Here is a 26,476-nt window from a genome sequence, read left to right as displayed (position 1 = left end):
TTCGCGGAGAGTCCCCCTCACCCGGAATTCAAGCTCCGCTCGAATTCCGACCTCTCCCCGCAAGCGGGGCGAGGTGAACTGAGCGTGTGGACCGGCCACTTCAATCAACTATCGTTTCGCGTGAGAGCGGCAGGAGATCATGCCTTGCTCAGGCCCGCCGCCTTCATCGCTTCGCCCATTTGGGCGTCGCCCTTGTCCATGAAGCTTGCGAACTGACCGGCATCGCCCCACACGGTGCCGAATCCGCGATTGCCCATGAAGTCCTTGAACTCGGCAGAGTCGTAGACCTTCTGCAGCGCCGCGGTGAGCTTCGTTGCGATCTCCGGCGGCAGGTTCTTCGGCCCGGCGATGCCGCGCCAGGCGCCGGTCGCGTAGTCGATGCCCATCGCCTCCTTCAGCGTCGGCACGTCCTTGAAGATCGGATTGCGGGCCGGCGCCATGATGGCAAGGCTCCTGGCCTTCCCGGCCTCGATGATGGCGCGGGCTTCCGGCACCGAGCAGGTGGTGAGGTCGAGGCCGCCGGCGGCGAGATCCTGCATCGCGGGTGCGGCGCCGTTCGACGGCACCCAGGCGACCTGGTTGGCGGGCAGGCCCATCGCCTGCATCCAGCCGACCAGCGCGAGGTGCCAAATGCCGCCTTGGCCGGTGCCGGAGGCCTTGAACTTGCCGGGAGGGGCCGCCTTGATGGCTTCGGCGAGTTCCTTCACCGTCTTGTAAGGCGAGGAGGAGGAGACCTGGATGCCCGGGGGATCTTCGTTCATCAGCGCCAGCGGGGTGTAGCTCTTGGGCGCCAGTTCGGTCAGCCCCTGCCAGTGCATCATCGAGATTTCGACCGTGAGCATGCCGATGGTGTAGCCATCGGGCTGCGCGGTCGCGATCGCGGTATGGCCGACGACGCCGGAGCCGCCGGTGCGATTGACCACGTTGAACGGCTGGCCGAGATCCTTCTCCAGCAGCGCTGCGACAATGCGCGCAGTCGCGTCAGTGCCGCCGCCCGCGCCCCAGGGCACGATGACGGTGACGGGCCGCGCCGGATAGGCTTGCGCACGTGCGGGTGCGAGGCCGAATGGGGCGGATGCCGCGACTGCGACAGATGAAGCCGCAAAGGTGCGGCGCGTAATCTTGGACATGAATGCCTCCCAGCGGCGCCCATGATTTCGGGCGCTCTTGTCAATGGCGACATTCTAGTCGGCTTTGCAGCGCGGCCGCAAGGTAGCGCTACCAGCGCTCTGTGAGCTGGTCGCTGCTCAAAACACGGATCACTGCGGCTCGTCCGCGTCGCTCTTCGGCCGCGCGCCGCCGAAGATACGGGTGCCTTCCGCGCCGAGATAAGGCTTCAGCGCTTCCCACGGCACGAACGCGACATATTCGCCCTCGGCGTAGGGGCCGACTGCATAGGGCGGGTAGTGGAAGGTGAGGCCGGAGCTCTTGCCCGCGTCGGTTGACGGCGCGAGCGTCACCGCGCCGATCTTGAGCAGGCTCGGCTCCACGCTCTTGAACCATTCGTCGGTCGCGGTCTCGCCGGCGCCGCGCTTCTTCTTCTCGATTTTCAATGAGGCGATCACCGCCTTCATCATTGCCTTCATGGCCGGGCCGTTGTCGGCGGTCTCGGTGAAGAACGGGCGGATGGAGATGCGCTTGTTCTCGGCCTTGTTCCACAGGATCGTGTTCACGTCGGAGTTGGGATGGGCGCCGTGGGTGTCCATGTAGTCGTTGCGGAGAATGCTGACATGGCGGTCAGCGACGACGGACCGGATCGTATATTTGCGCTCAAAGTCCCAGCCGCCATCCCTAAAGAACTGCGGATCCTCTTTGCGCGAAGCGGCGGCTTCTGCCGCGTTCTTGTCGATCCACTTCTTGCCTTCCGCCAGGCAGTCGGCCGCCAGCGCTACATCGACCTTGACCTTGTCGTCGAGGAAGACGCGGGCCTCGATGCTCTTGGTCTTGATGACCGCGTCGGGCTTGGGGTCGGCAGCATGGGCGGTCGCCAACAACGCGCTGCAGGCTGCGACCACAGCTAGCGCGCGCATCAACGCTGGCGCGGAAAATATCACGCACTGTCCTTTCGAAGATCGATGGCGACCTACTCCGCCGCCTCGCTATGCCCGAGCCGGGCGTTCAGCTTGCGGATCAGCTCCTCGGCCGCGTCCGCGATCACCGTGCCCGGCGGGAAGATCGCTTCGGCGCCGGCCGCGTAGAGCGCGTCGTAATCCTGTGGCGGCACCACGCCGCCGACGATGATCATGATGTCGTCGCGGCCCTGCTTCTTCAGCGCGGCCTTGAGCTCCGGCACTGCAGTGAGGTGGGCGGCGGCGAGCGAGGAGACGCCGAGGATGTGGACGTCGTTCTCGACCGCTTGGCGCGCGGCTTCGTCGGCAGTCGCGAACAGCGGCCCGATGTCGACGTCGAAGCCGATATCGGCGAAGGCCGACGCGATCACCTTCTGGCCGCGGTCGTGACCGTCCTGACCGATTTTTGCGACCAGGATGCGCGGACGGCGGCCTTCGGCCTCCTCGAAGGCGTCGATCAGCGCCTGAACCTTCTCGACCCGGTTACCCATGCTGGACGCCTCCCGCTTGTAGACGCCGGTAATGGATTTGATCTCGGCGCGGTGTCGGCCGAACACCTTCTCCATCGCGTCCGAGATCTCGCCGACGGTTGCCTTCGCGCGCGCAGCGTCGATGGCGAGCGCCAACAGATTGCCGTTGCCTTCGCCGGCCGAGCGCGTCAGCGCGGCGAGCGCGGCCTCGACGTCCTTCTGGTTGCGTTCGGATTTCAGCCGCGTCAGCTTGTCGATCTGGAGCCGACGGACATTGGTATTGTCGACTTTGAGGATATCGATTGGAGCTTCGTCGGTCGGCTTGTATTTGTTGACGCCGATCACCGCCTGCTTGCCGGCATCGATGCGGGCCTGGGTCTTGGCCGAGGCTTCCTCGATGCGCAGTTTCGGCACGCCGGCCTCGATCGCCTTGGCCATGCCGCCGAGCTCCTCGACCTCCTGGATGTGGCTCCAGGCCTTGGCGGCGAGGTCGCGGGTGAGACGCTCGACATAATACGAGCCGCCCCAGGGGTCGATGATGCGGGTGGTGCCGCTCTCCTGCTGCAGGAAGAGCTGGGTGTTGCGGGCAATGCGCGCTGAAAAGTCCGTCGGCAGCGCCAGCGCCTCGTCGAGCGCGTTGGTGTGCAGCGACTGGGTGTGACCCTGCGTCGCCGCCATCGCTTCTACAGTCGTGCGCATCACGTTGTTGAAGACATCCTGCGCGGTCAGCGACCAGCCGGATGTCTGGCAATGCGTGCGCAGTGACAGCGAGCGCGGATCCCTGGGGTTGAACGGCTTCAGCAGCTTCGCCCAGAGCAGCCGCGCGGCGCGCATCTTGGCGACTTCCATGAAGAAGTTCATCCCCGTCGCCCAGAAGAACGACAGGCGCGGCGCGAAACGGTCGACGTCGAGGCCCGCCGCAAGTCCGGCGCGAAGATATTCGACGCCGTCGGCCAGCGTATAGGCGAGCTCGAGGTCCTGCGTCGCCCCGGCCTCCTGCATGTGATAGCCGGAGATCGAGATCGAATTGTATTTCGGCATTTTTTGCGAGGTATACGCAAAAATGTCCGAGATGATCCGCATCGAAGGCGCGGGCGGATAGATGTAGGTGTTGCGCACCATGAACTCTTTCAGAATGTCGTTCTGAATGGTCCCTGAGAGCTTCTCCGGCGGCACGCCCTGTTCCTCGGCGGCCGCAACGTAGAGCGCGAGGATCGGCAGCACAGCGCCGTTCATCGTCATGGACACGCTCATCTGGTCGAGCGGAATTCCCGCGAACAGCGTGCGCATGTCGTAGATGGAATCGATGGCAACGCCGGCCATGCCGACGTCGCCGCCGACACGTGGATGGTCGCTGTCATAGCCGCGATGAGTGGCGAGGTCGAAAGCGACCGAAAGGCCCTTCTGTCCCGCCGCGAGATTGCGGCGGTAGAACGCGTTGGAGTCCTCTGCCGTGGAGAAGCCGGCATATTGCCTGACGGTCCAGGGCTGGTTGACATACATGGTCGGGTAGGGGCCGCGCAGATAAGGCGCGATGCCCGGATAGGTCTCGAGGAAGTCGAGCCCGGCCAGATCGGCCTCTCTATAAGCGGGCTTCACCAGAATGCCCTCGGGCGTCAGCCACGGCTCGGCGCTGCCGGTCGGGGCGCCGGTGGCGGCTCGCTCGAAGGCGACGTCGGCGAAGTTCGGAATGCGGCTCATGGTTTCAACCATATCATAGGCGCTCAATCATGATCCGGATGCTGATGGCTGACGATGGTCGCCATCTTTTCCGGTCCGTAATTCTGCTGCGTGGTCTGGCTCGGTAGATTGGCGATCCCGGCCACCCAGCCGAGACGGGACTCGGAGCCGAACTGTCGCGTCGGCACCACGTGGTCGGGGCGGTCGAACGCGCCGGTCATGATCTCGATGCGGTCGCCGTCGATGCGGCCAAAGCTCAGCGGCGTGCCGCAGGCGGCGCAAAAGCCGCGCTCGGCGATGGAGGAGGAGCGGAAGAACGACGGCTGCCCCTTGGTCCAGGCGAAGTCCGTCTTGTTGATGTCGGCAAACGAGGCGAACGGAGCGCCGCTGGCCTTCTGGCACATCCGGCAGTGGCAGATCGAAACCCTGTTCGGCGCCGTCGTGACTCCAAAGCGCACTGCCCCGCATTGGCAGCCGCCGGTGAAAACTGGTTTGCTGGCTTCGGTCATGCCTGCTCCATCCGTCGATAGGCGTCTTGCAATGTCGCAAGCGCGTCGCCCCCGGCGAAGACAAAACCGGTGACGCCGGCTGCACGTAGCGCCGCCTCGGCATCGGTCGGGCGGCCTGCCAGATAGATAAGTCGGGCCCCGGCGGTTTGCAGGGCCTGTGCCGCGGCTCCGGCGTGTTCCGCATAGACCTTGTCGCTGGAACAGAGACAGGCGAGCCCGGCGCCCGAGGCCTTGAAGGCTGCAACTAACTGGGCCGGATCGGCGAAGCCCTCGCTGTCGACGGCCTGGATGCCGCCGGTCTCGAACAGGCTTTTGGCGAAGGTCGCGCGCGCCGTGAAATCGGCGGGCGTGCCGAGATTGGCCAAGAACACTTTCGGCCGCGCGCCGTGTGCCTTCAAGGCCGCATCGGATTTGTCCCGCAGCGCCTCGAACGGTTCCGCCAGCCGGATCGGCGGCAGCGCGTCGAACTTGTATTTTTGCTCGCCATAAGGCGCCAGCGCGATCGGCGTCGCCTTCAGCACCGCAGTCTCGTTCTCGTGCAGGTTCGGAAACTCGCTGGCGCCGGTCAGCACGTCGCGGCGTTTTGCGATGTTGGCGTCACGGGCTTTTCGCGCGGCCGCCACCTTGCTCTGGAACAGGCCTTGCTGAAGCGCAGCGAAGGCGCCGCCGGCTTTCTCGCTCTCCTGGAATAGCGCCCAGGCTGCGTCGCAGAGCTGGCCCGTCAGCGTTTCGATGCCGCCTGCGCCCGCCGCGGGATCGCTGACCTTGGCGAGGTTGCTCTCTTCCAGCAGCACAAGCTGCGTATTGCGCGCCGCGCGCCGCGCGAACGGATCGGGCAGGCCGAGCGCCAGCGTATGCGGCAGCACGGTGATCGCGTTGGAGCCGGCAAGGCCGGCCGCAAAGGTCGCCATGGTCGCGCGCAGCATGTTCACATAGGGATCGCGCTGCGTCAGCATGCGCCAGGCGGTGTCGGCGGCGATGAACAGCGGTTTTGGCGTGAGCCCGCACGCCGTCTCGATACGCGCCCACAGCAGCCGCAAGGCGCGAAATTTTGCCATGGTGAGAAACTGATCTGCATCCGCGGCAAGCCGCGCATAGACCATACCTTGCGCCTGCTCCAGCGGAACGCCGGCGCCTTCGATCGCGCGCAAATAGGCGGTGCCGCAGGCGAGCACGAAGGCGAGCTCCTGCACCTCCGAGCCACCGGCATCGTGGATCACGCGTCCGTCGGCCGATGCGAACGGCCCCTTGAAGCCGAGCGCGGCGAGGCCCTTGATGCCGTCGGTGATGGCCGGGACGATCTCATCCCAGGTATACGGGCTATGGCCCCACACGGCGCCGGCCGCGAGCGGGTCGAGCCCGAAGCGGATGTCGCAGGCCGCGGGATCGATGCCGTTGCTCTTCACATATTCCGCGACGTGGATCGCCGCCATCCGCGATTGCGGACCGATCTCGAGCTCCAGCCCGATGCCGGCATCGAGATGGATATCCCTCAAGATCTTTGCGACTGCGTCTGCGGTCGGTTCCAGCCCGAAACCGTGAGCGGCATTGCCGCCGGCGAACACCAGCGCAAGCCCTGTCGCGCCATTTTCCAGATCGGTCAGTGCCTGCGCATTCGCCGCACTTGCATCGGGATGGTCGATCCGCTGCATGATCTGCCAGGGCGCTGCCGCCGGCCGCCCCACCATGGGCGCAACGCCTTTGGCGCGCGGATAGAGCGGATCGATCTTGATTCCGTCATAGGTCTTGGCGACCAGCTTCTCGAACGGCGCGCCCTTCAGCACGCCATCGACCAGCTTGCGCCAGTCTTCGACGGTGGCCTTGGGAAAATCCGCCGCCAGCGGCAGGTCGTCAGTCGCGGAGGTCATGCGGCGAGGGGCTCCCGAAAATCTTGTTGTTCGCAGTCGAAATTGCCACGGCCGGCCGTCCCTGCAAACGGTTGTTTTTGATTAACCGGTATCCGGAAGCCGCTCAATGCCTTGCGTCGAGACGCTGGCTAGCCCATCGCGCACACGAATGCCGGCGATCACGCGGTCGGGCGCGATTTCGGCCAGCGGCACTAGCACAAAGGCGCGCTCGAACAGGCGCGGATGCGGCAGGGTCAGATCGGGCTTCTGAAACGACACATCGTCATACGCGATCATGTCGAGATCGAGCGTACGCGGCCCCCAACGCCGCTCCTTGTCGCGCGTGCGGCCGAATTTCCGCTCGACCTTCTGCATCACGAACAGCAGCGCGTGCGGATCGAGATCGGTCTCGATCTCGACGCAGGCGTTGATGAAGGGAGCCTGGTCCTCGTCGCCCCAGGGCGGCGTCGCATAGTCCGACGAGCGCGCGATCAACGCAGCCTGCGCCATGCCGCAGATATGGGCGATCGCCTTCTGGAACGTCGCGCGGACATCGCCGACATTGCCGCCGAGCGCAATCAGGACGCTCGCCATGTCAGGGGTGCCGCGAGCGCGTCAGCATGACGCCGACGTCGTCGAAGATCGCGGCGATCGGCGCATGCGGCTTGTGCACGGTGATCTTGACCGCACGGATCCGCGGGAAGTGCGACAGGATGGCGTCGGCCACCGCGCCGGCCGCGCGCTCCAGCAGCTTGTAATTGGTGTTCTTGAAGGCTGCCGTAGTAGTCGCCACGACGTCGGCGTAGGACACAGTATCGGAAAGCCGGTCAGAGCGCGAAGGCTCCGACAGGTCGGTATAGAGCTCGAGGTCGATGACGAAGCGCTGGCCGACCTCGGTCTCGTGCTCCATCACGCCGTGGCGGGCATGGATCGACAGGCCGCTCACGAAGATCGTATCGGTCATGGCTTGCTCTCGATTGCGTGCGCCACTCGCAGGGCCTGCAAGGTCTCGGCGACGTCATGGGTCCGGATGATTTTCGCGCCGCGCTGCGCGGCGAGCAGATGCGCCGCGATCGAGCCGGCGAGCCGCTCTGTCGGCTCCGACGGCGACACCGAGGCGATGAAGCGTTTTCGCGAGGCACCAACGAGGATCGGCAGGCCGAACATGTCGAGCTCGCGAAGTCGCGCCAGCGCAATCATGCTCTGTTCGGCCGTCTTGCCGAAGCCGATGCCGGGATCGAGCACGATCTTGTCGCGGGCGATGCCGGCTTGTGCCGCGATGTCGAGCGAGCGCTGGAAGAACGCCTTCATGTTCGCAATGATGTCGATGGCGGGATCGACGCTGTCGCGGTTGTGCATGACAATGACGGGGACGCTCCTCGCGGCCACCATCGGCGCCATGCCGGCATCGCGCTGCAGGCCCCAGACGTCGTTGGCGATTACTGCGCCTTGGGTGAGCGCGAAGGCCACCACCTCCGCCTTCATGCTGTCGATCGAGACGGGCACGCCGAGCGCCACGATGTCCGACAGCACCGGGCTCAGCCGTGCCAGCTCGTCTTCCGCCGTGACCGGCCGGGCGCCCTTGTAGGGCCGGGTGGATTCGGCACCGATATCGATGATGTCGACCCCGGCCTCGATCATCGCCCGTGCCCGCGCGAGCGCCTGCCCGGGTGCGATGAATTCGCCGCCGTCGGAGAAGGAATCCGGGGTGACGTTGAGCACGCCCATCACCGCCGGGATCGGCCGCTCCAGCAGCGTCCGCAGCACGTCAAGCCCGACTGAACCGGCCGCCGGGACGGATGGGGAGGGCGAGGCATTCATGCGGCCCGCTTTAGCGGTCGGGGAGGGGGGATTCAAGGCGGGATTGGGGGCGATCCAGCTGCCCAATGTGCTCCGGGTCCCGTGAGGGCGCGATGCTCTTGCCCACACTCCGTCATTGCGAGCGCAGCGAAGCAATCCAGGCTGCCGCTGCGGAGAGACTCTGGATTGCTTCGCTGCGCTCGCAATGACCGGGAAGGAGCGGTGCTCTATCTGCCCAGACTTGTCCCTAGATCAATACGAAATCTTCGGCGGCAGCTTTTTCGCCTTGGCGATGATGTCGCCGACCGACTTCTCCGAGGGCAGGATGCGGAGCAGCTTTTTCTTTTCGTTGGCGTCCCGCATGCTCTGGGCAAGCCTTGCCGGATTTCGGTAGGCGAGCTCGCGCACGGTGGTGACGCCGGCGGCGCGGACCAGGCCGACCTTGGCCCGGCCCATGCCGGGGATGCGCATGTAGTCGGAGACGTTCGCCCATTCCAGCAGCAACTGCTCGCTGATGCCGGTCTTCGCGGAGAGCGCCTTGCGGCCCTTCACGGTCGAGGCCGCCTCGAGCAGCGCGTCGGTGGTGCGGATACCCTGCGCCTTCAACTTGTTGGCGGCAAAGGCCGACAGGCCCTCAATCTCGGAGATCGGATATGTCATGATACTCGATGTGAAATGCGCAGGCGTCAGGCGAACTGGCTGAGGCCCGGGGTCCCCGCGATGATCTTGCCCATCTGATCCGCTCCGATTTTGTCTCGGCCGAAGCGAAAAAGTTCACGGGCGATGTTCTGAATCTCGGACATGCCAAGTCCGAGGCCCATCAGGCGCGTGCCCACCGCCATCAGGCCGCCGCCCATCAGCCGCGACAGTCCTCCGCCGCTGCAGGACGCCTCGATTGCCGCTTCTGCACCTGGAATCTGGTCGATCAGTACCTGGACGCTGTCGGAAGGACCCTCGTTGCGGAGGAAGCCCAGGATAATGCCGACGGTCTTTTCGGCGACAGCACTATCTATGCTGGCGTTTGTCGCCAGCCGCCCGATTAGCTCGTCCATATGGCCGCCCCTCAGCCGGTTCACATGCCGGAGTATTGCTTTCGAAAATGATCTTGAGCCGGTGTGATGTGAAATACAAGCGATGAACGCCACAACGTTCCGATTCATTCTCGAACGCGCGAGAAGTGTTGCAGTGATGCAAGAGCGGAGATGAAATCGGCAAAAAAATGCCGCGATGCGAACGCGTCGTTCCTACTTTCGGCGGATGTCACCCGCATATTTCCGGCGATGTCGATGCCCGGAGCGCGTTGAATGGTTTCAATCAGCGCACGACATGCGTTAAACTACGGAACTGGTGCATTCGAGTTTCGATATGCGAAACACGGCAGAGAGATCAGGGAATAATGACCGCACAGGACAGCAAGCTCGGCGATACCGACGACAAGATCTTCGTCGGTAAAGGAAACGAGCAGGCATGGCTGACGCTGGCGTTCGCCAATCGCCACGGCCTCGTCACGGGTGCAACCGGAACCGGCAAGACGGTCTCGCTGCAAGTCATGGCGGAAGGATTTGCGCGCGCCGGTGTTCCGGTGTTCGCGGCCGACATCAAGGGCGACCTCTCCGGCATCTCCGAGGTTGGCGTGCCCGCGGACTTCATCGTCAAGCGCGCCACCGAGATGGGGCTGACGTTCCAGCCCGACCAGTTCTCGACGGTGTTCTGGGACGTCTTCGGCGAGCAGGGCCACCCGGTGCGGGCGACCGTCACGGAAATGGGCCCGCTGCTGCTCGCACGTATGCTCGACCTGAACGACGTGCAGGAAGGCGTGCTCAACGTCGCCTTCCGCGTCGCCGACGACAATGGGCTGACGCTGATCGACATGAAGGATCTGCGCGCGCTGCTCGATGCCATCGTGCCCGATGCCGGCAAGAAGGGGGCGGATGCCGAGGAGAGTCCGCTTGCCGAGATCAAGAAGGCGGCGCAGGGTTTTGGCAACGTCACCAAGGCCACGGTCGGCACCATCCAGCGCCAGCTCCTGGTGCTGGAGAACCAGGGCGCCACCAAATTCTTCGGCGAGCCGGCGCTGACGCTGAAAGACTTCATGAAGACTGACCGTGACGGCCGCGGCATGGTCAACATCCTCGTCGCCGACAAGCTGCTGCAGAGCCCACGGCTTTACGCGACATTCCTGCTGTGGATGCTGTCGGAGCTGTTCGAGGAGCTGCCCGAGGCCGGTGATCTGCCCAAGCCGAAGCTGGTCTTCTTTTTCGACGAGGCGCATCTGTTGTTCAACGACGCGCCCAAGGCGCTGATGGACAAGATCGAGCAGGTGGTGCGCCTGATCCGCTCGAAAGGTGTCGGCGTTTATTTCGTGACGCAAAACCCGGTCGACGTACCCGATCGTGTGCTCGGACAATTGGGCAACCGGGTGCAGCACGCGTTGCGCGCCTTCACCCCGCGCGACCAGAAGGCGGTCGCCGCGGCGGCCCAGACCTTCCGGCCCAACCCGAAGCTCGACACTGCCAAGGTGATCATGGAGCTCGGCAAGGGCGAGGCGCTGGTGTCCTTTCTCGAAGGCAACGGCACGCCGGCGATGGTCGAGCGGGTGATGATCCGGCCGCCGTCGGCCCGGATCGGACCGATCACGCCGGAGGAGCGCAAGGCGATCATGGATGCAAGCCCGGTGAAGGGCAAATACGACACCGCCGTTGATGCAGAGTCCGCCTACGAGATGATCCAGAAGCGCATTGCCGGCACGGCTGCCACTGCGGATGCTTCGGCGGGCGGTGGAGGCGGCGGCATCCTCGGCCAGATCGGCTCTATGGTCGGCACCATCTTCGGCACCAACGTCAAGCGCGGCCGCCTCTCCACGGGCCAGGTCATCGCGCGTGACATGACCCGATCGGTCACCAATCAGGTGATCGGGGGGATGGCCGCCAACATCGGCAAGTCGGTCGCCGGCCAGCTTGGCGGCTCGATCGGCCGCACGCTGGTCCGCGGCGCGCTCGGCGGCTTGCTGCGCAGGTAGGCAGTCAAGCTAGATTTGAGGCACTAAAGCCTCCACAACGTCGTGGCCGGGCCTGTCCCGCCTGCGCGGCCGAAGCCGCTTCGGCGCGGCGAAGGCCCGGCCATCCACGCCTCACTTGCAGTTCGAAGAACGTGGATGCCCGGGGACAAGCCCGGGCATGATGAGATTCCGCGGGTATTGATATGCGATTGCCCATACGCGCGCGAAGCTGAACACCACAAATTCAGGTGATCAGGACTCTCCAAGCGTCCGTCGGTCTGCTAGGTGCTATGGCCCCTGACTGGACCACACCGTGACCTCACCTGAATCTTTCGTTCGACCCGGCGCATTCCGAAACCTGTCGTTGCGTGCGCCGCTTGACCTGCTCTTCCTGCTCTGCTGCTTCATCCTGGCTGCCGACGTCCTTGGTCCCGAGATCTTCGGTCACGGCAAGACCAAGGACTACGGCCTATGGTACTGGGCCGGGCAGCAAGTCTTGAAGGGTGGGCCGCTCTATCCCGGCGACATCCGTGAGTACTTCGAGTTCATCTACCCACCGCTGCCGGCGATCCTGCTGGCGATCCCGAGCTGGTTCGGCAAGATCGCGCTCTACAGCGTGCTGTCGATCCTGAATATTGCGGCGTGGTGGTACACCGGGATGCTCTCCAATGCCATGACCGGTTCGGGCCGCAGGCCCGGCCCTTGGCTGGAGGCGCTGCCCGCTCTCGTCACCGTGACTTTCGTGTTCGACATGTTCGATCTTGGCCAGCCGAACCTCGTCCTGCTGGCGATGATGCTCTACGGCTTCTGGAGCTTGCAGCATCAGCGCTCCTGGCTCGCAGGCTTCATGTTCGCGCTCGCCACCGCCATCAAGGTGTTTCCAATTGCGGTGCTGCCCTATCTGGTCTGGCGGCGAAACTGGGGAGCCGCCGTCGCGACAGTCGCCTTCACCGGCATACTTCTCTATGTCGTGCCGGGCCCCATTCGCGGCTTCGAGCGCAACGCCGCCGAGGTCAAGACCTGGTATCAGGGCATGGTCGGATCGAGTTCGGAAAAAGGATTTGGCCAGCGCGACGAGCAGAACTGGTCGTGGGTGAACCAGTCACTCATTGCCGTCACGCACCGGCTGGTCCGGCCCATCAACTACAATCAGGAGGACCCCAGCAAGCCGCCGCGCACAATGAATGTCATCGACGTCGATTACAGGACGGCGAACTGGATCGTGCTGGCGCTGTCGGCGTTGCTCGGCCTAGGCTTCGTCGCGGTCATGCCACGGCAAGCGCTGCGTACGGCGCGCTCGGACGCCGAGGAGCTCGGCATCCTGTTCTGCCTGATGACGGTGGCGTCGCCCCTGGCGCGGCAATACTACTTCATGTGGCTGTTCTTCCCGATGACGGTGCTGATGCATCGTGCCGCCTTCGACGAGCGGGCCAACGTGCGCCTGGGAACCTGGCTCGCTCTTGGCGCCGCCGGCATCCTCATGCTGCTGGCGCTGCCGTGGTTTCCCAATGTCTTTCAGGCCTGGGGCAATAACCTCGTCGCCACGGCGATCCTCGCAGCTAGTCTCGCATGGCACATCCGGCATCCGCCGGTTGCGGCTGGCCCCGACGCCGCGGCAGCGCTAAAAGCCGATAGTTCTTGAGAAGACATCTTGAGCCCCGACGTCTTGGGATTCGAACGCAGGGAATACGACCAATGGCAAATGCGCAGCTTCAATCCGTGCTCGACCACATCGACAAGGAGTTCGACAACAGCCTGGAGCGCCTGTTCTCGCTGTTGCAGATCAAGTCGATCTCCGCTGATCCGGCCTTCGCGGCCGATTGCAAGGCAGCGGCCGAGCATCTTGCCAGGGACATCGCGAGCCTCGGCGTTGCGACTGAAGTGAGGTCGACCGCCGGCCATCCCGCGGTCGTCGGCAAGAGCGTCGCGGGCGGCCGGCCGCATGTGCTGTTCTACGGCCACTATGATGTGCAGCCGGTCGATCCGCTCGAGCTCTGGCACCGTCCGCCGTTCGAGCCCGTTGTGACCGACCATGCCGACGGCCGTAAGATCATCGTGGCGCGCGGCGCCGAGGACGACAAGGGCCAGGTCATGACCTTCGTCGAGGCCTGCCGCGCCTGGAAGAAGGTGACGGGATCGCTGCCGATCGACGTCACGTTCCTGATCGAAGGCGAGGAAGAAGTCGGCTCGAAGAACTTCGTGCCCTTCATCGAAGCCAACAAGGACGAGTTTAAGGCTGACTATGTCCTGGTCTGCGACACCGGCATGTGGGACCGCGACACGCCGGCGATCACGACCTCGCTGCGCGGCCTGCTCTACGAGGAGCTCAAGATCACCGCGGCCAATCGCGACCTGCATTCCGGCGTGTTCGGCGGCAGCGCGATGAACCCGATCCGGGTGCTGACCAAGATTCTCGGCGGGCTGTTCGACGATGACAACCGTATCACCATCCCCGGCTTCTATGACGGGGTGAAGGATACGCCGCCGGACATTCTCGCGCAGTGGAAGAAGCTCGACTTCACGCCGGACACGTTCCTCAAGCCTGTTGGGCTATCGATACCGGCCGGCGAGAAGGGCAGGCTCCTCGTCGAGCAGGCTTCCACGCGTCCGACCTGTGATGTCAACGGCATCTGGGGCGGTTATATCGGTGAGGGCTCGAAGACGGTGATCCCGTCGCACGCATCGGCCAAGGTGTCATTCCGATTGGTCGAAGGGCAGGATCCGCAAAAGATCCGCAAGGCGTTCCGTGCGTACGTGACGGCGCGCATTCCGGGAGACTGCAAGGTCGAGTTCGGCGACCACTCTGCCGGGCCTGCGATTGCGCTCGACTGGAACATGAAGCCGCTCGCCGCGGCCAAGACCGCGCTGACCGAGGAATGGGGCAAGGAGACCGTGCTGATGGGATCGGGCGCCTCGATCCCGATCGTTGCGGACTTCAAGCGTACGCTGGGGCTCGACTCGCTGCTCGTCGGTTTCGGCCTCGACGACGACAACATCCACTCGCCGAACGAGAAGTACGACCTCCGCAGCTTCCAGAAAGGCATCCGTTCCTGGGCGCGCATCCTCGCGGCGCTGGCCGAGGTGAAGTGACTGCGTAGGGTGGGTTAGCCCCGCGGCTGCGCGAAGCGCAGTCGCTGGGCGTAACCCACCAACTTCTTCCCGCGATCACGGAAGCATGGTGGGTTACGCTTCGCTAACCCACCCTACGAAGCGCACCAAATAAAAACGCCGCCCGGAATTGGGCGGCGTTTCATTCCAAAAGGCGTAGAGGTTCGTTGACCGCTACCCTACATCAAATCCGGAAAATCTCAAGACCGGTATCCCGGAAGCTCGCGGTCGAGCTTGCGCAACAGCGGCGGCCACACGAGGTTGGTCGCGCGTAATTCGGCACGGTCGCGGTTGGCGAGCAGCTCGGTGTTCTTGTCGATCGCGACATCGTCGACCGGATACACCGGCGTGCCCAGCGCGCGTGTACGCACCTGCATCGAGCAGGCGCGCTCGAGGTGGTACATGCGCTCGAAGGCCGAGGCGACCGAGCGGCCGACCGTCATCGTGCCGTGGTTGCGCAGCAGCATGTGGTTGTGGTCGCCGAGGTCCTTCTGCAGCCGCGGCCGCTCGTCGTGGTCGAGCGCGATGCCTTCATAGTCGTGATAGGCGAGGTCGTGGGTGACGAGCTGGGCGGTCTGGTTCAGCGGCAGCAGGCCTTCGGCGCTGCTCGAAACCGCGGTGCCGTCGAGGGTGTGGAGATGAAGCACGCACATCGCGTCCTCGCGCACCTCGTGGATCGCCGAGTGGATGGTGAAGCCGGCGGGGTTGATGCTGTACTCGCTCTCGGAGAGCTGGTTGCCGTGTAGATCGACCTTGACGAGGCTCGACGCCGTGATCTCGTCGAACATCAGCCCGTAGGGGTTGATGAGGAAATGATGGTCGGGGCCGGGCACGCGCGCGGAGATGTGGGTGTCGACCAAATCGTCCCAGCCGTAGAGTGAAACGAGGCGATAGCAGGCGGCGAGATTGACCCGTTGCTGCCACTCGGCCTCCGTCATGTTCGACGGCACTTCCTTCAGGCGCGCTTCCGCTGGCGACATGGCTGATCTCTCCGAACATCGTTGTTGCGGGGAGGGAGGGTAGTCTCGGTGGTAGCTGGCGGCAAGGCGCTGAAAGCGCGGCAGTCCAGCGTAGCCCGCATGGAGCGAAGCGGAATGCGGGACCGGTCCCTGGATTTCGCTTCGCTCCATCCGGGCTACGGCACTCCGGCTCGGGAGAGAAGAATCTTACGGCGCAGGGATCGAGAGCAGGCTGGAAATGCTGCTGCCGCGGATGTCGTAGACGCGGGCGAACACCACGTCGTCGCGCTTGATCTCGACCAGCACGGGCGCGGTGAGGCCCTTGCAGTAGAATTCACCGAGCGTCATGGCGAAATCGGCGGCATTGGAATCCCAACCGATGGTGAAGTCGGGGCCGAGCGCGACCTGGGCGGGACGCTGCGGACCGCACACGGCGACTTTCCACTTGCGGTTACGCGGCGGCACTTCCTGGCGTTCGACCAGCTGCTCGCGCAATTCGTCCGAGGCCTGCTTCAGCGCGAGACCCCAATAATCCAGCATGAAGCGGTCGTCGGCGCCGCGCACGGTGCCGGCGATGTGGTTGAAGTGGGTGTATTGATAAGGATGCAGCCGGATCATCTCGGCGAGCGAGAGCGCAAGGCCAAAACAGAAGGTGGCGAGCACGACCGGCTGCCACGTACGGTGATTGGCGCGCAGGCGCTCCATGGCCCAGCCAAAGGCGACTCCGCCGAGCACCGCCATCGGCGGGATCACGAAGACGAAATGGCGGATGCCGTTGTACAGCGCCGGCCGCTTCACCATCGCGATCACCAGCGGCAGCGTCGCTGCGAGCGTGAGCATCAGCAGGATGGTTTTGCGGCGGGCGGGAACCTCGCGACGCGGCAGCAGTGCGAAGGTGCCGATGACGGCGCCGAACATCAGCACCAGCATCACCTCGGGCAACTGAAGTGCGAACAGCGTCGGCAGGTAGGACCAGGGCATGTCGGGCACGGATACGATCGCGCCGTCGAACATCTCCTTCCAGGGTTTCTCGAAGAAGTGCGAGAAGTAGGTCAGCGCCTCGAAGGGATTGCCGGGCTCCATGATCGACCACGGCCAGATCAGCCCCATCACGAGGTAGCCGAGCACGAGGCCAGGCAGGAGCACGTAGACGACATAGGCGAAGCGTCGGATCGACTCGCGCAGGCCCTCGCTGCGCAGTTCCTCCAGGAACAGCGGCATGAAGCCGATCACGGCATAGACCAGCGCAAGTCCGCCCAGGATGCGGGTGCCAAGCGAGAGGCCGGCACCAAGGCCGACGATCAAGATCGTGCGCGGCGAAGGCTGCGGATATTCCTCGGCGAGCCGGACGAGGCCCAGCATCAGGATGATCATGGCCACCGCGAAGGGTGCATCCTTCGGGTTCATGAACATGTGGCCGTAGAAGATCGGGCAGAGCGCGAGCAGCAAGAGTGAGGCAAGTCCCGCAAGGGGCCCCCCGATACGGCGGCCGAGCCGCCACGTCACCGCAAGTCCGACCACGCCGACGACGGCGCCGACCAGACGGCGCGTCTCGAACAGCTCGAGCGGAATCACCTTGTGCAGGAGGGCCGCGACCATGTCGAAGCCGCCGCCATACATGTAGAGATTGGCGAACGAGAGTGCCGCGGTGTCCTTGAAGCCGGAACCGAACATGCGCAGCAGCAGGTCGGCATATTCGGCGTGGGTGTAGTCGTCCCAGCCGAGCCCGTAGTCGCGGAAGGTCAAGCCAGCAATGACGGCGACCGCAGCCAGCACCAGCATGGCGAGATCGTCGCAAGTCCGTTCAACCGAGCGCCGCAGAGGCGTGTCGATCGCCGAAGTCGTGATGGATGTCATGGCTATTGGTGACCCGGAATCCCCTCTTGGCCCTGCTGGTGCGCGCGGGCCACTTCCCCGGAATCCCTATAGCGCAGTTCCATTACCAAGTAATTGGGCATTATGGCTAATTCCTGATGCAGCGCAGCAAATCCGACCAACTCCTGAGCAGCTTAAAAGTAGCGAGCCGTAGCTGAAGGGAATGTGAATAAGTCCCTGATTTCCTTTCCTTTAGGAACGCAGGCTATAATTCGACGTTGGCGTGGAACACCGGATGACGGTATCGTGGCGTGACGAGTGTCGCGTGTGGATGCGCGGCCGGGGGTGAGTTCGATGACCTTGGCTTTGTTGATCGCTGGGATTTTCGCCGTTTTGGCGGGCCTCCTTGCGATCCTGTTCGGCTTCACCGTCAGAGAATTCAGTCTCGGTAGTACCCTCATAATCTCCGGCACCATCGGCGTCTGCTCCGGACTGTTACTGGCCGGCCTCTACGTCGTGGTCGCGGAACTGAAGGGCATTGCCCGCCGGCTGGCAGGATCAATCGCACCATCGGACGTTCGGGTCAGGCCCGTGCTGCCGGGTCTCGGGATCCCTGGAACGCCCGGCCTCGCGCCTGAGCCGGACGCAGAGAAGATCGAGCCGGCGCCGCCATTGCCGACCGCAGGACCGCCGCCTTGGCAGAACGAAGCCGCCGCGCGCGAGCGTCCGCGCGCCGAGCCTCCGCCAGCGCCCGAAGCTCCGAGCCCGCCCGAGGTTCCGGAACCGCCGCGCCGGCGCAACCTGCTGTTCGCCTCGACCTCCCGCAAGGAGCGCGAGCGCGCGGAGGCGAAGACCGGCGAGGGCTTGCCGCCGCTGCCGCACGCTGAGCCCTCAGCGGAGCCTGCCGCCCCGGAGACGCCCCCTGCCAGCTTCGACGACGCCTGGCCGAAGCCGGACCGTGTGAGGTCTCCGGAGCCGCCGCCCGCCGCGCGGCGCCCGCCACCGCGCTCGCCATCGACCTTCGCGGAGGCCGCCCCGCCAGCTGCACCCGAACCGGCGGCAGCCGCCGAGCAGGCGCCCGTGACCGTGCTCAAATCCGGCATCGTCGACGGCATGGCCTATTCGCTCTATTCCGACGGCTCGATCGAAGCCCAGATGCCGGAGGGGATGATGCGCTTTGCCTCGATCGACGAGCTGCGCTCCCACCTCGACCAGCGGGGCGCTTGAGAGCGGGCGCAGACGAATCTGCAGCCAAGTAAAGCGCTGGCGTTCTTGTTGCTTCGTCAGTAAATCAGCACATACTCCTAGTCGTTCCGTTTCAGCCGAACGTATCGTTGATACGGAATACTTTGGCGTCGTCAATCCCATGCGACGCAAAGTGGAGAAAGGTCGGGCCGATGTCGGATGCCGGGGCTAAGAATTTCATTGAGCTGACGGCGGGCATCGTGTCGGCCTATCTCAGCAACAATCCGACGCCTGCAACTGAGATTCCGAACCTGATCAGCCAGGTGCACGGCGCGCTGGTGCGCGTTTCGTCAGGCCGCACCGAGACGGCGCCGCTCGAGCCGGCGAAGCCGGCGGTCTCGCTGAAGAAGTCGATCGCGCCCGATTATCTGGTCTGTCTGGAAGACGGCAAGCGCTTCAAGTCGCTGAAGCGCCATCTGCGCACCCAGTACAACATGACGCCGGAGCAATATCGCGAGAAATGGGGCCTGCCGGCCGACTATCCCATGGTCGCGCCGAACTATGCGGTGGCCCGCTCGCAGCTTGCGAAGCAGATGGGACTGGGACAGCAGCAGCGGAAGCGGAAGTAGAATTTCTACGACGCTTCCGCGAGCGCCTCTTTCGCGTCGGTCTTGATGCGCTCGACCATCGAGCGCAGGCCGTTGGAGCGCTGCGGCGTCAGATGATCGCGAAAGCCGAACTCGTCGAAGACGGCAATGGCGTCGGTCGCAAGAATCTCCTGCGGCGTGCGGCCGGAGTAAAGCGACAGCACGATCGCGACCAGCCCGCGCACGATGTGGGCGTCGCTGTCGCCGCGATATGTCAGGATCGGCGCGCCGCTATCGCGATGATCGATCAGCTTCTGAAGCCAAACCTGGCTGACACAGCCATTCACCTTGTTCTCGGCCGAATGCTCGGCCTCGGACATCGGTTCCAGGGTGCGGCCGAGCTCGATGACGTACCGATAGCGGTCGTCCCACTCATCCAGAAGCTCGAAATTATCCCTGATTTCGTCGATCGTCGTCATGCTGGCCCAAAGTTCCCGTTCAGGCCAATATAGGGACGCAAAGCGCCGAAATCGATAGGGTTTGGGCGCTAATTCGCTGTCGCGGGCGCCGGGCCGCGCCATTCCAGCGCGAGGTCGTCCTGGGACAGGGTGTCACGCGGCGCCTCGCTCGCAGCAAGATCGCCTTCGCCGGCCAGCGCGATCGAGCCGGTGTGGTCGGGCGCCTTCTTGTCGGTTTTCTCGAGCTGCTCTTTCTTGTCGTTGATGATCTGGTAGATCTTCTTCGCGCCGTCCTGCGCACGCTGGCCGATGATGGTCGCGGCCTGTCCGCCGACCTCGCAGGCCGCCGGCTGGCGCTTGCAGAACTGGGTCATGTCGGAGACGGCTGCGGTCGCAGCCTGCACCGCGTCGGCAGCGCCGATCTGCGGCAGCTTGTCCGATTCCGGCGTCTTGTCCCGCGGCAGGAGCACCAGCACCAGCCCGAGCCAGAATGTGATGCGAAGCAGAAAGCGCATCTTGCGACCTGTATGTTAGAGCCCGCCGCGGCGATCTCCGCGGATGTCGGACCTAGCAACTCTCGATAAATCGCAAGTGATTGCCTTCCGCTTAATTCGCGGAAAATTGACTCAAGAATCTTTGCAATCGACGGTGTCGTAAATTTTCGATTGACGTCCGTGCCGCGAACTCTGCCGGCCACCCGTCCACCATTTCGAAACCATGCGGATCACGGTGAAACCCTGTGTTCACCATCCCTGCTGATGACGTCGTCAAATCGCCTAAAAAGCCGTGCGATGACGCGGTGTCCGGCGGCGCGCCGCGCTGCCTTAGTGTTCGTTTAAGGTCGCTCTGACACGGTGGCTCAACGATAAGGAGGCGTTCCGGCGCGTCTTCCCGACGAATGAGCCGAAGCGCGAGACCCGTGACAGTTTTGAGTATCATCCGCGATTGTCTCGATGCGCTGCTGCATCCCTCCGCGCGTTACGACGCGCTGACGCGAGCGCGCCATCGTGCCTTCATGGCCCCGCGGCTGCTCGGCAGCCTGGCCGCCTTTGCCGCATTCCCGGTCTATCTCGCCATGCGCGGCGCGCCGAGCGCGATCGAGGTCGCGGCGTTCGCCTGGCTGATTGCGCCGATCCTGCTGTCCTGGTTCCTGTCGCGCACCGGCCGTTACGAAGGCGCGCATGTGCTGTCGTCGCTGGCGCTCTCAAGCCTGATCATGGCGGTTGCGGTGACGACCGGCGGCATCGAATCATTTGCCGCGATCTGGCTGGTCGTGGTTCCTCTCGAAGCTGCGCTGTCGGCCTCGCGCCGCGTCGCGGCCTTTGCATCGCTGCTGGCGCTGTCCTGCGCCGGCATCCTGATCCTCGTCGGCCAGCTCGGCTGGCTGCCGATTGGCGACACCAGCGCCGCGGAACGCGGCGTGCTGATGGCGTTCGGCGTCGCCTCGGCGACGCTTTATGCCGCGGGCCTTGCCTTCGGTGCGGAATCGCTCGCGCGCACCAGCGTTGCGCTGCTGTCGCGCGAGGAAGAGCGTTACCGCCTCCTGGCGCGGAATATGAGCGACGTCATCTCGCGGCATCAGCGCAACGGCGCGGTGCAGTTCATTTCACCGGCAGTGGAAGCCATGCTCGGAGTGCCCGTCCCGCAACTGCTCGGCCACGGCCTGTTCGATCGCGTCCATGTCGCCGATCGCCCGGCGTATCTGACGGCGCTGTCCGATGCCGCGCGCGGCGACGTGCGCAGCGTCGAGTTCCGGTTGCGCCGGGAGCGTGCCGGCTCGGAGCGCGGCCAGGTTGATTTCATCTGGGTCGAGATGCGCTGCCGCCCGCTCGACCAGGATATGGGCCGCGATGCAACGCGCGAGGCCGATGTCGTCGCCGTGATGCGCGATGTCACCGACCGCAAGCTCGGGGAACAGGCGTTCGACGAGGCACGCAGCGCTGCAGAGGCGGCCGACGCCGCCAAAACGCGCTTCCTCGCCACCATGAGCCATGAGCTGCGCACGCCGCTCAACGCCATCATCGGCTTCTCCGAGATGATCACGCAGGAGCAGACCTTGATGCTGGGCGCGGCCCAGCGGAGGGAATACGCCCAGCTCATCAACGATTCCGGCCAGCATCTGCTCTCGGTCGTCAACGGCATCCTGGACATGTCCAAGATGGAATCGGGTAATTTCGAGATCGCGTCCGAGCCGTTCGCGCCGCGTGCATCATTGATGCATTGCTGCAATCTGCTGGCGCTGAAGGCGCGGGAGAACGGCGTCGATCTCGTCACCGATGCGCCGCAGGACCTGCCAGTCATGACCGGCGATCCGCGCGCCTTCAAGCAGATCGTGCTCAACCTCGTCGCCAACGCCGTCAAGTTCACCGAGCGCGGCGGTCAGGTCACCGTCACGGCGGCGGTCTCGGGCTCCCAGCTTGCGCTGCGCGTCAGCGACACCGGAATCGGCATCGCGCCTGACGATCTCAAGCGCATCGGCGCGCCGTTCTTCCAGGCCGGCAAAACCTATCAGCGCCGCCACGAAGGCACCGGCCTCGGACTTTCGATCGTGAAGAGCCTCGTGGCGTTGCATCTCGGCGAATTGACAGTACAAAGCAGGCTCGGCGAGGGCACTGCCGTCACCGTCAAGCTGCCGCTCGTGTACACGCCGCAGGCCAAAAGTTCTGAGGCCAAGATGTCCGACAGCAAGGCGAGCGAGAACAAGATCGCGACCTTGACGCCGGTGCTGCGCCAGGAACTTCAGCACAAAGAACTTCAGGACCATGCTCACGACCAAGTTCAGGACCAACCCGCTCTGGTGAAGAAAAGTGCCTAAGAAGTCTGCCAAGGACGAAGCCGCTCCGCGCCGCCGTGGCGCCAAGGCTGCGGTCATCGATGTCGAGACCGAGCGCAATCTCGTGCTGCGCGTGCTGCTGCATAGCCCCAAGGATACGCTGGCCGGTCTCGTCGCCGTTGCCGCCATCGGCGCGATCGTTGCCAATGCGCTGTTCCTCCAGACCGGCCGGCATCCGGCGCCGATGTTCGGCACCGTGATCAATCTTCCCGCACCGTCCTCCCTGGCGCTGTCAAATCCCTTGCCCCGTCCGCGTCCCGTCGGCGCCGATACCTCGCCGCTCGAGCCGAGAGCGACGGAGTTTCGTGCCGAGCCCCGAGCTGCGGACAAGCCGCCGGAGAGGCCCGTCGATGCGACCGCATCGACGCCGCGCTCGGGCGACCCCATGACCAATCTGGTCAAGCAAACGATTTCGGCGCCGCCCTCCGTCGCGCGTCCGCCGGCGCCGATCCCCGTGCAGCAGAGCCCGGCCGCGCGGCGCATCGCCGGCGTGCAGCGCGCGCTGTCCGAATATGGCTACGGCAATTTGAAGATCACGGGCGCAATGGGCGCCGAGACCCAGTCCGCGATCCAGAAATTCGAGCGCGAGCACAAGATGCAGGTCACCGGGCAGGTGTCCGACCGCCTGCTCCGCGAGCTCGGCGCCGCGATCGGCCACCCCGTCGAATAGTCGTTGCGCTTCGCCGAGACCGAAGCCTCAAGGCTGGTGCTCATTACAGCACTGGCTTATCGTACGACCATGCGTTTGAAATCAAACATCTGGGTCTCAGCCTATCTGCGCCGGTGCCAGACCGAGGGCGTGTTCGGCGCGGTGCGCCGTCGCGGCGCGGAGGAGGCGGGTGCGGTGTTCGTGAAGGTTTCGCTGCTCGACGGCAATGCGATGCTCTACGTGCCCGCGCCGCAGACCTCTTATGACGACGGCCGGCCGGTCGATCGCTTCTTCGTGCCGTTTGCGCCGCAGCCGATGCCGGAGCCCGCGGTGGAGGAGCGCCTGACCAAGGAGATCCGCTTCGACTCCGACATCTGGATCGTCGAGACCGAAGACCGCGCCGGGCGGCATTTTCTCGAATTAGCGAAGACCTGATCAGGACGCTGTTGCGTCGTCATGGCCGGGCTTGTCCCGGCCATCCACGATCTTGGTTGCGCCACCGATGAACGTAGATGCCTGGGACAAGCCCGGGCATGACGAGCTTGTGGAGCAAGCGACGGTATCAGGTCGCACTCGCCTCTAGCGATCCGATGATCCGCTGGTGCCGATCCGCACCGCGGGCGCGGAGCCGGGCTGCACGCCCGGGCGCGTCTGGCTTGCGCCCGCACGCGCGCGCTGGCGCTCGCTGTCGTGCAGCGACGGCTGGTACTTTGCGCGGTTGACGGCGAGCGTCGAGCCGCGCCAGGCGGCCAGCATCACCAGCGCCGAGCGGTCGCTGAGCCGATCGTAAAGCCGCGACAGCCGGTACACGTCGGTCACGGAGTTGCCGATCTCCGGCTTGAAGAACAGCAGGATGCGCTGGAATACCGGGCTCGGCATGTCGAGCGCGCGCGCGGCGACCGCGAGCGCTTCGCCGCTTGCATCGTCGACGATCTGGGCTGCGACGCGCGAGGGCAGGATCAGGCTGTCGCCGAGCTCGAAGGTGAAATTCTCGAAATCGCCCGCGATCGCCGCCATCTCGAGGATCTGGATCGCGCGCTTGGCGCGCACGGTCGGAATCCGCGGCGCGGCCTTCAGCGGCGTCTGCGCCAGATTGTGCAGGATCAGCGCGCGCTCGGAGGCGCCGGCGCGGAAGAACATGTCGTGGATATCGGCCGCGTCCTTTGGCTGCATCGCCATGTTCGAGGCCATGCGCAGCTCGGCGTCGGTTGGCGTGCGAACCGGCAAGGGGGCAGGAGGGGGAGCAAAGGCGGGGCAGTGACGGGCGCCGGGATTTCGCGCGCGAGCGGAACCCTGCGGCCCTCCTGCGCGGCCGACAGACCGAGCTTCTGCATGATCGGGACGGGCGTCGACGGATAGATCGCAAGCCGCGCCTTGACGGCCGCGCGCGTCGCGTCGTCGACCTGGTCGATCAGTCGTGTGGCGAGCTCGACGAACTGGCGCTGCTCGTCGTCGCTGTGGGTGCTCGACTGGACATAGAGGTCGGTCAGCACGCGCAGCAGCGTCGGACGGACATCGACGCCTTCGCGACGGGAGAGGGTCATCAGCCCGTCGAATCCTGGAAACAACGACTTGGTCATGGAGAGATACGCGACCTGGAAGAGATACTCGCCGCCACCCTATCGCGGGCTCCTTTAAAGGCTCGTTAAGGAAAACGAGGCGTGAAGCCGAACGCTTGCTTTGAAGCGTTCTCGTGCCGCAACGGGACGGCGGGTCCTACCCGTGCGGTTACGGTTCCGCCGGCACGTTTACACCGCGTTAACCATGAACTGATCTTAATGATCCCATGTTGCAGAGGCGCGCCGGGTCGCGCGGCAATTGAAGAGAGCTGATATGGGGACCATCATCGAATTTCCGGCCGGTCGCCGGGTGAGCGCGTCGGGGGACGTGGCTCCGCGCGCGGACATGGGCACGATTTTGATCCTTCCCGTGATCCGCATCGAGCGCGAGAGCGACGAGCCCAGCGGCGATCACGGGCCGGAGCAGGGCACAGCGCCGGGGCGCCGTCGTCGTCGCCGCTAGCCTTCGGCCTTTGCAATGCCGGAGAACCTCCGCCAGATCCGGCCCGTCGTAACGGCCATCATGCTCGCAGTGCTGGGCGCGACGCTTGCCGCCTGTAGCGGCGGCGATTTCGGCCGGACCCGCGCCGACATGCGCAGCGACGACATGCATCGCTGGCTGGGCGCGGAAGTCACCTCCAGCATCGGCTTGAAGCCATCCCAATTCCAGCTCACCGACGAGGAGCGCCAGCTTCGCGACCTTGCTTATCCGCTGATCGAGCCGCCGCTGTCGCGGCCTGCCTGGAAGAGCGTGTTCGGCGACTACAAGGCGCTGCCCTCGCCCTGGCGGCAAAAGATCGTGTTCGACCGCACCATGTACGGACGCACGCTGATCGACGAGCCGCACCGTTCGCACTCCTCGCGCTATGCGCAGCTGATCGAGGACGTGCGCAACGACATCACCCGCTTCGAGCCGTTCTTCGCCTCCGCGATCCGCGTCATCGACCTCGACAGGAAGCGCAACGCCAGCATGGCGCGTGTCTCCTCCCTCTCGCCGAAGGAGAAGGAGGACGCGGTCGAGCGCATGCAGGAGAATTCGCTGATCATCCAGTGGGTGCAGCAGTGCCTCGAGCAGCGCGTCTCGTCCTATCGCTGGGGTCTGGAGCGGCTGGTGATCCAGGCGCCCGACGGCATGGCCGCCGATGCCGACCGCCTGATCGGCGAACTCGCCGCCCAGACCGCTAACCCGCCGGTCGCGGCCCAGCCGCCCTACGGTCGCGCGGTCGTCTCCAAAGGCTGATCGCTTCAAGAGTTGATCATTTTACGGCTGCGCGCCGGCGCTCGATTGCGTCGGGTTTGGCGCGCTGCCTCTGCAGCGTTCCGGCAAAATCCCTCAGCGCATCGGGCGCTCATCAACGCTGCCCATCGTGCACGGAGATTGCAGACGCCGCGAGGCCGCCGATGCGCGCGTGAGGCCGGCCGCCGGTCGCCATCACGAGCCCGAAGGCAATCTCGTCGCGCCGTGGTGAATCCCACAGCGTCATCTCCGCGGTGCCGAAATGGCTGCGGACATAGGCGGCGTGAACGTGCCCGAGCGGAACCATGAGCCGCGTGCCCGGACCGCCGATGGTCTTCGCCGCCGGAACGATCGCCTTGGACTGACCGAGCACCTCGCGCATGCCCTGGCCGCCGGCCTCGTGCCAGACCGCGCCGTGCTCGAGCTCGCCGTCCTCGCCGACGATGATGCCCTTGCCATAGGCCTCGATCTGCGCGGCACCGCCGAGCTGCGCGATCAGCCGTGTCGCGAGCTCGCGCCCGAGCTCGCGCAAGGATGCCTGAAACGGCATCAGGTCGGGTTCGAAGCGGCCGGCGAACGGATTGCGGATCACCGCGACGGCCGTTCCGACCAGCAGCGGCTTCTCCAGGCGGGGGCCGCGCTCGTGCCAGATGGTCTCGACGCTGAGCGCGCTCTTGCGGATATCATGGGTCGCGTCTTGGGACGACATGCGC

General features: G+C 64.9%; 25 protein-coding genes and 1 pseudogene. 10 read left to right on the top strand and 16 right to left on the bottom strand.

What is annotated here, in order from left to right:
* Window positions 1-137: 137 nt before the first annotated feature.
* The 10 genes from AC0L3P_RS05185 to AC0L3P_RS05140 form a co-directional block, all read right to left on the bottom strand.
* A complete protein-coding gene (locus AC0L3P_RS05185) occupies window positions 138-1,130 on the bottom strand; it encodes a tripartite tricarboxylate transporter substrate binding protein (RefSeq protein ID WP_473301174.1) in 993 nt (330 codons plus the stop codon).
* 129 nt (window positions 1,131-1,259) lie between these two features.
* Window positions 1,260-2,030, bottom strand: a complete 771-nt coding sequence (locus AC0L3P_RS05180; RefSeq protein WP_473301181.1) for an RsiV family protein — start codon at window positions 2,028-2,030, stop codon at window positions 1,260-1,262.
* 53 nt (window positions 2,031-2,083) lie between these two features.
* Window positions 2,084-4,240 carry a methylmalonyl-CoA mutase gene (gene scpA / locus AC0L3P_RS05175; RefSeq protein ID WP_473301180.1) on the bottom strand — a complete coding sequence of 719 codons (2,157 nt, stop codon included), beginning with the start codon at window positions 4,238-4,240 and terminating at the stop codon, window positions 2,084-2,086.
* Between the two features lie 23 nt (window positions 4,241-4,263).
* On the bottom strand, window positions 4,264-4,728 hold the full coding sequence (locus tag AC0L3P_RS05170) for a GFA family protein (RefSeq protein WP_473301173.1): 465 nt from the start codon (window positions 4,726-4,728) through the stop codon (window positions 4,264-4,266).
* Window positions 4,725-6,596 (bottom strand): methylmalonyl-CoA mutase family protein, encoded by a 1,872-nt coding sequence (locus tag AC0L3P_RS05165; RefSeq protein ID WP_473301172.1) that lies wholly within the window; start codon window positions 6,594-6,596, stop codon window positions 4,725-4,727. The genes AC0L3P_RS05170 and AC0L3P_RS05165 overlap by 4 nt, the downstream gene beginning before the upstream one ends.
* Before the next feature lie 81 nt (window positions 6,597-6,677).
* The gene (folK, locus tag AC0L3P_RS05160) at window positions 6,678-7,169 is read right to left on the bottom strand and encodes a 2-amino-4-hydroxy-6-hydroxymethyldihydropteridine diphosphokinase (protein ID WP_473301171.1); all 492 of its coding nucleotides are present in this window, start codon (window positions 7,167-7,169) and stop codon (window positions 6,678-6,680) included.
* Between the two features lies 1 nt (window position 7,170).
* On the bottom strand, window positions 7,171-7,539 hold the full coding sequence (gene folB, locus AC0L3P_RS05155) for a dihydroneopterin aldolase (protein WP_007608190.1): 369 nt from the start codon (window positions 7,537-7,539) through the stop codon (window positions 7,171-7,173).
* On the bottom strand, window positions 7,536-8,396 hold the full coding sequence (gene folP / locus AC0L3P_RS05150; RefSeq protein WP_473301170.1) for a dihydropteroate synthase: 861 nt from the start codon (window positions 8,394-8,396) through the stop codon (window positions 7,536-7,538). The genes folB and folP overlap by 4 nt, the downstream gene beginning before the upstream one ends.
* Before the next feature lie 231 nt (window positions 8,397-8,627).
* Window positions 8,628-9,035, bottom strand: coding sequence for a DUF4332 domain-containing protein (locus AC0L3P_RS05145; RefSeq protein ID WP_007608193.1), 408 nt, complete (start codon window positions 9,033-9,035; stop codon window positions 8,628-8,630).
* 26 nt (window positions 9,036-9,061) lie between these two features.
* A complete protein-coding gene (locus AC0L3P_RS05140; protein ID WP_473301179.1) occupies window positions 9,062-9,427 on the bottom strand; it encodes a DUF2267 domain-containing protein in 366 nt (121 codons plus the stop codon).
* 344 nt (window positions 9,428-9,771) lie between these two features.
* Here AC0L3P_RS05140 and AC0L3P_RS05135 point away from each other — a divergent pair, with 344 nt between their 5' ends.
* The 3 genes from AC0L3P_RS05135 (at window position 9,772) to AC0L3P_RS05125 (ending at window position 14,463) form a co-directional block, all read left to right on the top strand.
* Window positions 9,772-11,394, top strand: a complete 1,623-nt coding sequence (locus tag AC0L3P_RS05135) for a helicase HerA-like domain-containing protein (protein ID WP_354206847.1) — start codon at window positions 9,772-9,774, stop codon at window positions 11,392-11,394.
* A gap of 292 nt (window positions 11,395-11,686) precedes the next feature.
* Entirely contained in the window at window positions 11,687-13,015 is a 1,329-nt protein-coding gene (locus tag AC0L3P_RS05130; protein WP_473301169.1) for a glycosyltransferase family 87 protein, read from the top strand.
* A 53-nt stretch (window positions 13,016-13,068) separates the two neighbouring features.
* Window positions 13,069-14,463, top strand: coding sequence for a M20/M25/M40 family metallo-hydrolase (locus AC0L3P_RS05125; RefSeq protein ID WP_354206843.1), 1,395 nt, complete (start codon window positions 13,069-13,071; stop codon window positions 14,461-14,463).
* Window positions 14,464-14,681: 218 nt separating this feature from the next.
* Here the strand turns inward: AC0L3P_RS05125 and AC0L3P_RS05120 are convergent, their stop codons facing one another.
* A complete protein-coding gene (locus AC0L3P_RS05120) occupies window positions 14,682-15,461 on the bottom strand; it encodes a class II aldolase/adducin family protein (RefSeq protein ID WP_275167785.1) in 780 nt (259 codons plus the stop codon).
* Window positions 15,462-15,647: 186 nt separating this feature from the next.
* A complete protein-coding gene (locus tag AC0L3P_RS05115) occupies window positions 15,648-17,297 on the bottom strand; it encodes a glycosyltransferase family 39 protein (protein ID WP_354206841.1) in 1,650 nt (549 codons plus the stop codon).
* A gap of 312 nt (window positions 17,298-17,609) precedes the next feature.
* Between AC0L3P_RS05115 and AC0L3P_RS05110 the strand changes: the two genes are divergently transcribed.
* Together AC0L3P_RS05110 and AC0L3P_RS05105 are read left to right on the top strand one after the other, a co-directional pair.
* On the top strand, window positions 17,610-18,482 hold the full coding sequence (locus tag AC0L3P_RS05110) for a DUF308 domain-containing protein (protein ID WP_354056234.1): 873 nt from the start codon (window positions 17,610-17,612) through the stop codon (window positions 18,480-18,482).
* A 170-nt stretch (window positions 18,483-18,652) separates the two neighbouring features.
* A complete protein-coding gene (locus AC0L3P_RS05105) occupies window positions 18,653-19,069 on the top strand; it encodes a Ros/MucR family transcriptional regulator (RefSeq protein WP_473301168.1) in 417 nt (138 codons plus the stop codon).
* Window positions 19,070-19,074: 5 nt separating this feature from the next.
* Here the strand turns inward: AC0L3P_RS05105 and AC0L3P_RS05100 are convergent, their stop codons facing one another.
* Window positions 19,075-19,506, bottom strand: a complete 432-nt coding sequence (locus AC0L3P_RS05100; protein WP_473301167.1) for a SufE family protein — start codon at window positions 19,504-19,506, stop codon at window positions 19,075-19,077.
* 68 nt (window positions 19,507-19,574) lie between these two features.
* Window positions 19,575-20,000, bottom strand: a complete 426-nt coding sequence (locus AC0L3P_RS05095) for a DUF5330 domain-containing protein (protein WP_275167780.1) — start codon at window positions 19,998-20,000, stop codon at window positions 19,575-19,577.
* 383 nt (window positions 20,001-20,383) lie between these two features.
* On the opposite strand from AC0L3P_RS05095, the gene AC0L3P_RS05090 reads away from it, so the two are divergent.
* The 3 genes from AC0L3P_RS05090 (at window position 20,384) to AC0L3P_RS05080 (ending at window position 23,402) form a co-directional block, all read left to right on the top strand.
* Window positions 20,384-22,300, top strand: coding sequence for a PAS domain-containing sensor histidine kinase (locus AC0L3P_RS05090; protein WP_473301166.1), 1,917 nt, complete (start codon window positions 20,384-20,386; stop codon window positions 22,298-22,300).
* Window positions 22,293-22,988, top strand: a complete 696-nt coding sequence (locus tag AC0L3P_RS05085) for a peptidoglycan-binding domain-containing protein (RefSeq protein ID WP_473301165.1) — start codon at window positions 22,293-22,295, stop codon at window positions 22,986-22,988. Before AC0L3P_RS05090 ends, AC0L3P_RS05085 begins: the two co-directional genes overlap by 8 nt.
* A 69-nt stretch (window positions 22,989-23,057) precedes the next feature.
* A complete protein-coding gene (locus tag AC0L3P_RS05080) occupies window positions 23,058-23,402 on the top strand; it encodes a DUF1491 family protein (protein WP_275167775.1) in 345 nt (114 codons plus the stop codon).
* Window positions 23,403-23,546: 144 nt separating this feature from the next.
* On the opposite strand, the pseudogene AC0L3P_RS05075 reads toward AC0L3P_RS05080, so the two are convergent.
* A pseudogene (locus AC0L3P_RS05075) lies at window positions 23,547-24,547 on the bottom strand (DUF2336 domain-containing protein).
* A gap of 253 nt (window positions 24,548-24,800) precedes the next feature.
* Here AC0L3P_RS05075 and AC0L3P_RS05070 point away from each other — a divergent pair.
* A complete protein-coding gene (locus tag AC0L3P_RS05070; protein ID WP_007593508.1) occupies window positions 24,801-24,989 on the top strand; it encodes a hypothetical protein in 189 nt (62 codons plus the stop codon).
* 15 nt (window positions 24,990-25,004) lie between these two features.
* Window positions 25,005-25,766: a hypothetical protein gene (locus AC0L3P_RS05065; protein WP_275167773.1), complete on the top strand. Its 762-nt coding sequence runs from the start codon at window positions 25,005-25,007 to the stop codon at window positions 25,764-25,766.
* Window positions 25,767-25,878: 112 nt separating this feature from the next.
* On the opposite strand, the gene AC0L3P_RS05060 is transcribed toward AC0L3P_RS05065, so the two are convergent.
* Window positions 25,879-26,472, bottom strand: coding sequence for an amino acid synthesis family protein (locus AC0L3P_RS05060; RefSeq protein ID WP_473301164.1), 594 nt, complete (start codon window positions 26,470-26,472; stop codon window positions 25,879-25,881).
* Between the last annotated feature and the right edge of the window lie 4 nt (window positions 26,473-26,476).

Source organism: Bradyrhizobium sp. WSM4874 (assembly GCF_055811835.1).
This window is presented reverse-complemented; position numbering and strand designations above follow the sequence as displayed.